This window comes from Rhodoferax sp. (assembly GCF_037143375.1).
Lineage (GTDB): Bacteria > Pseudomonadota > Gammaproteobacteria > Burkholderiales > Burkholderiaceae_C > Rhodoferax.
Map to the genome: position 1 here is coordinate 1 of NZ_JBAWYV010000153.1, position 7,275 is coordinate 7,275.

Sequence of the window (7,275 nt, forward strand, 5' to 3'; positions counted from 1 at the left end):
GGCTTCGCGCCTAATCTCCTATCGATCTGGAAACGGAATGAGAATCGCGTGTAACTTTTTAAAGCCGCTCAAAAATAGCGGCCGCACCAATGCCACCGGCACCCGCTACGGCGACCAGTCCCAGGGCGCCCGCTTGCTCATCACGCTGCAAATCAGCCAACAACCGAACCAGGGCAATCGCCCCGGAGGCGCCGATCGGGTGACCCCGCGCCAAACCCCCACCACGGCGATTGATGCTGGTTGGATCGACCCCCAAGGCCTGGCAAAAGCTCAGCCCCTGAACAGCAAAGGCATCGTGCAGTTCAATCACGGACAGGCTGTCCATTGATGGCAAATTTGCGCGCCGCAGTGCCGCAAGCGCCGCTTTTTCAGCGGCAATCAGGGGCGTGATCGGATCAACGCCCACGGAGGCCGATGTCACCCAAGCTGCCTGCGGGATCAATCCCAGGTCTTTGCAAGCTTGCGGTGTGGCCAGCAACACCAGCGCCACGCCATCGGCCTTTGAGGAGATCGCCAAGGTGCTGACCGAGCAGTCGGATTGTTCACTTTGAAGGTGACCTGCGTCGAGATTTAAGGCCACCTGCTTCACCGCAACCGGCATGCGGGCGGCGCGAATCAGATCGATAGGGCGGGGGTAGGCATCCTGCTGCAAGCCATGAACCGGCACGATTTCTTCAGCCAACGTGGCGGCATGCGCCATGGCGCGTTGATGGCTCAGCACCGCGTAGGCGTCCTGCTGCGCGCGGCTGAATCCGTGTTGTTGGGCATAGTGAGCGGCTGACATCAGCAAATCCGGGTCCCGCGCAGGATCGGGTGAAAAAGCCGGTTTTTCATACGTAACGGCCAATTCACCTTCGCGCATAGGTCGCACTTGCCGGATCGGGGAGCGGCTCCAGGCTTCCACCCCGCCGGCAATGACGACCGAGGCTTGACCGGATGCCAGCAAGCCCACCGCCATCGAGACCGCATCAATCCCGGCGCAGCACTGCGTATCTACCGAGAAGGCCGCGCAACGCTCAGGCAAGCCGGAGGCCAACGCCACCATGCGGGCCGGGTTGCCACCGGCACCGAGCGCATTGCCGAGCACCACTGCATCCACAGCGTGCGGGCTGATGCCCGCGCGTGCCAACAAGGCCCGCACCACGGGGGCGGCAATTTCGTGCGGCTGCAGGGCGTTAAACGTCCCACCGTGGGGTGCCACGGCGCTGCGTGCCCACGCGGCAATCAGGGCAGTGGGGTTAGACATGGCCAGTCCGTGGCTAGGGCGCCGTCAAGGTGGTGACGCAGACTTTGCGCTAGCGCCCGGTGATCTGTTTTGCCGCTGGGGGTGAAGCGCCAGTCGCTCGCCAAAAAGTACTGCCTCGGTGCTTTGTAGGACTCCAGCCGTTGCTGGCACCAGGCGGTGAGTTGCAAGGCGCAGGGCGGTTTAGCAGAAGATTCCTGTTCCAGTTGAAGAAGGGCGACCACCTGCAGCCCCCGCAGCGGATCTTCCACGCCATGCACCGAGGCGTTCACCACCCCCGGATAGGTCGCAAGAACGGTTTCAAGTTCCTCGGGAAACAGGTTTTTCCCTTTGGTCACGATCATGCGGTTCTGGCGACCCGCCAGACACAGCCGACCTTGTTCGTCAACGTAACCCAGGTCGCGAACACTCAGCCAGTCGCCATCGCGCAGGGCGGCGGTGTCGTCATCGGCGCCCCCCACATAATCCATGAACAGCATGGGACTGCGCACATAGATCAAGCCAACGCCGTCCTCGTCCTTGTCCCGAATCTGCACCTCAACGTTTGCGAAAGGGAGGCCTACAACGGGGGGTGGCGTTGTGTCATCGGTGTCCATCCAGGCCATAAAACTGGTCTCGGACGCGCCATAAAACTCGATGATCCGGGCGCAGGGAAACAAGGCCCGAAGTTCAGCGGTGCGGCCCCGAATCCAGCGCGAACCGCTGACCAGAATGAGCCGCACGTCTTCAATCGGCGCCATTCCCCGGTGTTGGGCCACCTTCACCATCATCATCAGTTGGCTGGGCACGGCCATCAGGCACGGGGTGAGTCCGCGTCGCAGGGTCTCCAGCACGCCAGCCGCAGAAAAATGCTCTTGCACCACGACCCCAGCACCAGACCAAAGGCCGAGCATCATGCCGAATAAAAAGAGCGAGTGAGAGTCGCGACCGGGCGCCAGCATGCAGCTGCTGGCATGCGGCCCAAACGCGTCGAGGCAGGCCCGAAAGCTGCTGGTCCACGATTGGTGGTGGCGCACATAGCCTTTGGGGGTGCCCGCGCTGCCGGAGGTGTAGCCCACATAAAAAGCCGATTTCGGCTGAGGCGCCGGTAAATCGGCAGCCTGTTCAGGCAAGGTGGCCAGCACGGACTTGCGAATTGCGGGCGGCCAATCCGGGTCGCCTACTGCGGCGCAACGGCCACTGGCGATGATGCCCAGAAAATCCACCAGCCGGTCCACCATCGGCAAGTCATCGTTGACCATGACCGTCGCGGGTGCACACGACTGAATGAGTGAGTTTGACCGCTGCGTGACGGCCGCCTGAAGTTGGGCAAAGGTGAGGGTCTGCTCGCCACAACGGATGGCAACGACGCCACCGCGTGAATGGGCCCACTCTGCCAGGGGCGCATGCACCAGGTCAGAAACGGGCCTCTGGCGCATCAGGTCGTCCGGCCGCCAAAGTGCCAATCGGGCACACCGCGCGCCACCGTGTGAACCACCATGGCGCACAGGGCGCACTTGATCAAGTCACCGGGCACAAAGACCAGGGTGCCCAAGAAGGCTTGCGTCCAGCTCAAGTGGGCCAGTTTCACCAGGCCTGCGACGCCAAAAGCATGCACCGTGAGCAAGCCGCCCAGGCTGGAGGCGATGAACGCACTGACTGCGGTGCTTCGGGGTGTTGTGCCTGGCAGCATCGACATCATCCAGCCTGTGACAAAGGCGCCAAACGGATAGCCAATGAGATAGCCGGTTGAGGGGGTCATGAAAACGCCAAAACCACCCCGCCCACCTGACAAAAGCGGCAGGCCCAAAGCCACGGCGACCAAAAACAGCAAAAGGGCTTGCAAACCTCTTTTGGGTCCGAGCAGACAACCCGCCAGCATGACGCCCAGCGATTGGAGCGTGATCGGCACCCCCAGCGGTAAATCAATTTTGGGAATCAGGCCCAGCACTGCCATCAAGGCTGCAAATAAAGAAACAAGAGCCAAAGATCGGGATGATTTCATGGTGATAAGCGGTTCTGTAAGAAAAAGGCCGTGTCTGGCGTCATTCGCCAAGGCGAAGTTCGAGTGTATCTGCTGCCTTTTGCGCTGAAATCAGCATCTTGATGGTGAGCGGCGCCAAAATCCGCAAACCCCCGGCTTTGCCGGTTCGTATGCGGTGGGCGTCATCGAGCCGCTTCCAAACCACAAAAAAGTGTTCCGTAAAACGCAACATCATGGCCAACTGCAAGGCCAGTCGTTCGGTTCTGATCCCAACGCGCTGGAGCGGAGACAGCAGTTGCTCAAACACCGTCAGCAAGTCCCGGGACCGGGTGGTCAGTGTCAGTGCGATTCCGAGCAGCGAGGCGCTCAACAACCGCAAGGCGCTCACCACGCCCAACATGGGTTGCTGCAGGTAGGTGTGAAAAGCCACGATCAGCAAACCAGCCAGCACGACCGATGTCACCAGCTTGCGTGATGCGAAAGTAGCGCGACCCAGTGACGCAAACAGCAGGCCGCACACCACGGCAATCGCCGTGAGGACGGTCGGCCCATCGATAAAAAACGGCACTGCGCCCACCACGGCAAAGAACAACAGCTTGAAGGCGGCGGGAACCCGGTGTAGCCAGGTTTTATATTCGCTATAGAGACTGCCCAAGGCGGATTCCTTCCGGCGTTCTGGTTGCTACATCCGCTTCGTAGGCCGCGCAAACACGGTGGCCGGGGCCATCGGCGCGGATGGTGCCCTGGTCTAACCAGACGACGCGTTCAAAGTGGCGAACATGGTTGAGCAAATGCGTTGAAACAATGACCTGCTGGCCGGCCTGGGCGATGTCTGCGCTCAGTAGCGCCTGCCCGGGCAAGTCCAGACTGGCAAAGGGCTCGTCGAGTAACAGCAGGTCAGGGGCTGCAATCATCAAGGCCAGCCAGCAAACATGTTGCCGCTGCCCTTGACTGAGGCTGCCAATCGTTCGTTCGGCCCAATGCGCCAACCCTCTGGTCTCTAAAAATACCCGCGATTTTGCAATGGCCTCCCGGCGAGACAGGCCGGACGGACTCAGGCCCAGTGCCAGTTCTTCCTCAACGGTCGGGAAAATAATTTGGTCATCGGGGTTTTGAAACATCATGCCGACCTTGCCAGGCCGTTGGGTGTTGGCGTCACGGGCATCACAGCCACTCAGCCGAACGGTGCCAGACTGCGGTGTTTCCAACCCGCAAATCATCCGAAACAGGCTGCTTTTCCCTGCACCGTTGTCACCAATCAGTCCAATACGTGGTTCGTTCAATTGAATCGACAGTGCTTTAAAGACGGTGTGGTTTCCGCGAATCAGGGTGACATTGGTGAATTCAAGCAAGGGCGACATGGCATCTTAAAAGTAAGCCTGAAGTGTAGTGAATCTGCCCCCGCCTTCCGACACGAGCCGTAGGTTAGGCTCCGTCAATGAATAACATATCAATGGCGGAACTCATGGCTGCGCTGCCCCATGTGCTGGCTGCGCCCAAGGATGACGCGCCGATCCACGACTTGTGCCTGCGCCCCAGTTATGGCACACGCAACTTTCCTGCATCCATCACCATGACCCGCGATGGCGGTATTTTGGGCGATCGTTGGGCCGTCGCGCCTTGGTTGCGGCTGGCCGATGGCCGCCCCGATCCCCGCATTCAGGTCTCGATCCTGCCGATCCGGGTGATGGATCTGGTTTGGCGTGACCGGGAAAATACGCCCCATCCCGGGGACCCGATCGTCGCCGATCTGGATTGTGGTCTGCAAAACCTGCCTGTGGGCAGTCTGATTGCCGCAGGGTCGGCCGTTTTGCGTGTCACCGATGTATTTAATGACGCTTGCGTGAAGTGGATGCTTCGCTACGGACAGGATGCCAAGGATTGGGTGACGGCCCCCGGTCATCCCGCCTTGCGGCTGCGTGGGATTCTGTGTGCGGTGCACACGGACGGCGTGGTGACGCGGACCGATCGCCTGCGCGTCTTGTCCCGCAGGCCAACAGCCCCTTAGCCGCGCGAACCGGTCAGGAGCACCACCAGCGCACCACCGCCGCCATCGGCCGGTTTGGCTTGCACGAACGCCAGCACCTCAATTTTTTGAACCAGCCAGCTGTGCACCCGGCTTTTCAGGATCGGCGCCTTGCCCGGCGAGCCCAGCCCCTTGCCGTGCACCACACGCACGCAGCGAATGCCTTGTTTGTGCGCCTCGCGGATGAAAAAGCTCAAATGCTCACGCGCCTCGTCACGGCGCAGGCCGTGCAAATCGAGCTGGCGCTGAATCGACCAGTCGCCCCGGCGCAGTTTGCGCGTTACGTCCAGGCCAATGCCGGGGCGGCGAAAACTCAATAAATCGTCCACATCGAGCAAAGTGCCAACATCAAATTCGTCGCTAATGGCCTCAATCAGAACTGCTTTTTCGTCCTGCTGATATTGCATTACGACGGGTTGAATCCGCTCTTTTTTTAAGAGCGCCGTACGCTTGTCAGGCAAGGGCTTGACGGCACCAGCCGCCAAAATAAAGAGGTTCTTCTCGCTCACGACTTGGCGTTGGACCAGGGCTTTGGCTGTGGCCAGTTGCTCGGCTTTCAGGGCCGCCGCTTCAATCTCGCGTTTGACCAGTTTCAGGTCCGCCAGCGCATTGATTTTGAGTGGTGTCTTCACATCAGTCCCTTTTCGGCCATGGAATACGCTTCACCTGGTGCGACGATGACATGGTCGAGCACCCGCACATCAATCAGTGCCAGCGTGGTTTTCAGGGTTTGGGTCAAGGCTTCGTCAGCCCTTGAGGGTTGCACCGAGCCGCTGGGGTGGTTGTGCGCCAGCACGACGGCCGAGGCTTGGTGGTGCAGGGCGCGCAACACCACTTCACGCGGGTAAACCGAAGTTTGCGTCAAGGACCCGCGAAACAGTTCTTCCATTGCCAGCAATCGGTTTTGCACATCCAGAAACAGCACGGCAAACACCTCATGCGGCTTGGCGGACAGGTGCAGTTGCAGGTAATGCTTGACCGCATCGGGCGTGGCAAACACCGTGCGTTCTTTCAGTTGCTGGGCCATCGCCCGGCGCGCCAACTCCAGCACCGCCACGATTTCGGCGCATTTGGCCGGCCCCAGCCCTTTGATGCGCTTGAGGTCGTCGGTGGTGGCGTGAAGCAGCCCGGCAATGCCGTCAAAACCATCGCAGTCGCAAGCAGCCGTCTTAAGGTGCAGCAATTCGTCGGCCATCTGGAGCACGCCCTTACCCTTGATGCCGGTGCGCAACAGGATGGCCAGCAACTCCACGTCGCTCAGGGCACCGGGGCCGCGCGCCAGCAGTTTTTCACGGGGCTGGGAATCAAGGGGGATATCTTTGAGGGACATGGGGACAGGCTTTTAGAATAGGGGCAGTTTATGCGCCCCAACGCGCTTCGCCGACTTGTGCGGCCTTTACAGATTTTTTCGGATTTTTTATGACCACCTCGCCAGCCACTGTTTTACCGGGTTCATTTCTCACGCTGCATTACCGCATGGCCGGTCCGGCGGGCAATGTGATCAATACGTTTGAGGGCAAGCCCGCCACGCTTACGCTGGGAAACGGCGAATTGTCACCCGCAGTAGAAGCGCAATTGATGGGCTTGGCAGAAGGCTCTCGCACCACGTTTGAACTTGTCAAGGGTGCCGCCTTTGGCGACCGCAATCCTGACATGTTGCAATGGCTGGACCGCAAGGTGCTGACCGACATGGGCGATGCCGATGCCAAGTACGACGTCGGCGACGTGGTGCAGTTCCCCACGCCAGACGGCAAAGGCCAGTTTGCCGGTTCGGTCCAACAACTCCGGGATGACTCGGTGCTGTTCGACTTCAACCACCCGTTGGCCGGTCAACCGGTGACGTTTGAAGTGCAAGTGATCGGCATCCTGTGAGCCACCACGCCGGACTTCAGGAGATTTTGCTGGCCGAGCCGCGCGGCTTTTGCGCCGGTGTGGACCGGGCCATCGAGATCGTGGAGCGCGCCCTGCAAAAGTTTGGTGCCCCCATTTATGTGCGCCATGAAATCGTGCACAACACCTATGTGGTGAACGACCTCAAGGCCA

The 7,275-nt window shown here is 60.2% G+C and carries 9 protein-coding genes and 1 pseudogene; 3 read left to right on the forward strand and 7 right to left on the reverse strand.

Annotated elements, in window-relative coordinates; translation table 11 throughout:
- Positions 1-58: 58 nt before the first annotated feature.
- Genes WCG50_RS16080 through WCG50_RS16100 form a run of 5 tightly spaced genes read right to left on the reverse strand, consistent with a single transcriptional unit; the run spans position 59 to position 4,567 of the window.
- Positions 59-1,246 carry a thiolase family protein gene (locus tag WCG50_RS16080; protein ID WP_336900610.1) on the reverse strand — a complete coding sequence of 396 codons (1,188 nt, stop codon included), beginning with the start codon at positions 1,244-1,246 and terminating at the stop codon, positions 59-61.
- Positions 1,225-2,688 carry an AMP-binding protein gene (locus tag WCG50_RS16085; RefSeq protein WP_336900611.1) on the reverse strand — a complete coding sequence of 488 codons (1,464 nt, stop codon included), beginning with the start codon at positions 2,686-2,688 and terminating at the stop codon, positions 1,225-1,227. The genes WCG50_RS16080 and WCG50_RS16085 overlap by 22 nt, the downstream gene beginning before the upstream one ends.
- Positions 2,661-3,227: a biotin transporter BioY gene (locus WCG50_RS16090; protein ID WP_336900612.1), complete on the reverse strand. Its 567-nt coding sequence runs from the start codon at positions 3,225-3,227 to the stop codon at positions 2,661-2,663. The genes WCG50_RS16085 and WCG50_RS16090 overlap by 28 nt, the downstream gene beginning before the upstream one ends.
- Before the next feature lie 40 nt (positions 3,228-3,267).
- Positions 3,268-3,861: a CbiQ family ECF transporter T component gene (locus WCG50_RS16095; RefSeq protein ID WP_336900613.1), complete on the reverse strand. Its 594-nt coding sequence runs from the start codon at positions 3,859-3,861 to the stop codon at positions 3,268-3,270.
- Positions 3,845-4,567: an ABC transporter ATP-binding protein gene (locus WCG50_RS16100; protein WP_336900614.1), complete on the reverse strand. Its 723-nt coding sequence runs from the start codon at positions 4,565-4,567 to the stop codon at positions 3,845-3,847. Before WCG50_RS16100 ends, WCG50_RS16095 begins: the two co-directional genes overlap by 17 nt.
- Before the next feature lie 77 nt (positions 4,568-4,644).
- Here WCG50_RS16100 and WCG50_RS16105 point away from each other — a divergent pair, with 77 nt between their 5' ends.
- On the forward strand, positions 4,645-5,214 hold the full coding sequence (locus WCG50_RS16105) for a hypothetical protein (RefSeq protein WP_336900615.1): 570 nt from the start codon (positions 4,645-4,647) through the stop codon (positions 5,212-5,214).
- On the opposite strand, the gene WCG50_RS16110 is transcribed toward WCG50_RS16105, so the two are convergent.
- Together WCG50_RS16110 and radC are read right to left on the reverse strand one after the other, a co-directional pair.
- Positions 5,211-5,864, reverse strand: a complete 654-nt coding sequence (locus WCG50_RS16110) for a Smr/MutS family protein (protein WP_336900616.1) — start codon at positions 5,862-5,864, stop codon at positions 5,211-5,213. The two genes, WCG50_RS16105 and WCG50_RS16110, sit on opposite strands and share 4 nt — an antisense overlap.
- A complete protein-coding gene (gene radC, locus WCG50_RS16115) occupies positions 5,861-6,562 on the reverse strand; it encodes a DNA repair protein RadC (protein WP_336900617.1) in 702 nt (233 codons plus the stop codon). The genes WCG50_RS16110 and radC overlap by 4 nt, the downstream gene beginning before the upstream one ends.
- 89 nt (positions 6,563-6,651) lie before the next feature.
- On the opposite strand from radC, the gene WCG50_RS16120 reads away from it, so the two are divergent.
- Both WCG50_RS16120 and ispH read left to right on the forward strand, forming a co-directional pair.
- Positions 6,652-7,104 (forward strand): FKBP-type peptidyl-prolyl cis-trans isomerase, encoded by a 453-nt coding sequence (locus WCG50_RS16120; protein WP_336900618.1) that lies wholly within the window; start codon positions 6,652-6,654, stop codon positions 7,102-7,104.
- A pseudogene (gene ispH, locus WCG50_RS16125) lies at positions 7,101-7,275 on the forward strand (4-hydroxy-3-methylbut-2-enyl diphosphate reductase); the annotation flags it as partial. The gene WCG50_RS16120 and the pseudogene ispH, both read left to right, overlap by 4 nt.

Bases quoted from the DNA above. Each gene is read 5' to 3' on its own strand.
- WCG50_RS16080 (WP_336900610.1), bottom strand. From the start codon at position 1,246: ATGTCTAACCCCACTGCCCTGATTGCCGCGTGGGCACGCAGCGCCGTG.
- WCG50_RS16090 (WP_336900612.1), bottom strand. From the start codon at position 3,227: ATGAAATCATCCCGATCTTTGGCTCTTGTTTCTTTATTTGCAGCCTTG.
- WCG50_RS16100 (WP_336900614.1), bottom strand. From the start codon at position 4,567: ATGTCGCCCTTGCTTGAATTCACCAATGTCACCCTGATTCGCGGAAAC.
- WCG50_RS16105 (WP_336900615.1), top strand. From the start codon at position 4,645: ATGAATAACATATCAATGGCGGAACTCATGGCTGCGCTGCCCCATGTG.
- radC (WP_336900617.1), bottom strand. From the start codon at position 6,562: ATGTCCCTCAAAGATATCCCCCTTGATTCCCAGCCCCGTGAAAAACTG.
- WCG50_RS16120 (WP_336900618.1), top strand. From the start codon at position 6,652: ATGACCACCTCGCCAGCCACTGTTTTACCGGGTTCATTTCTCACGCTG.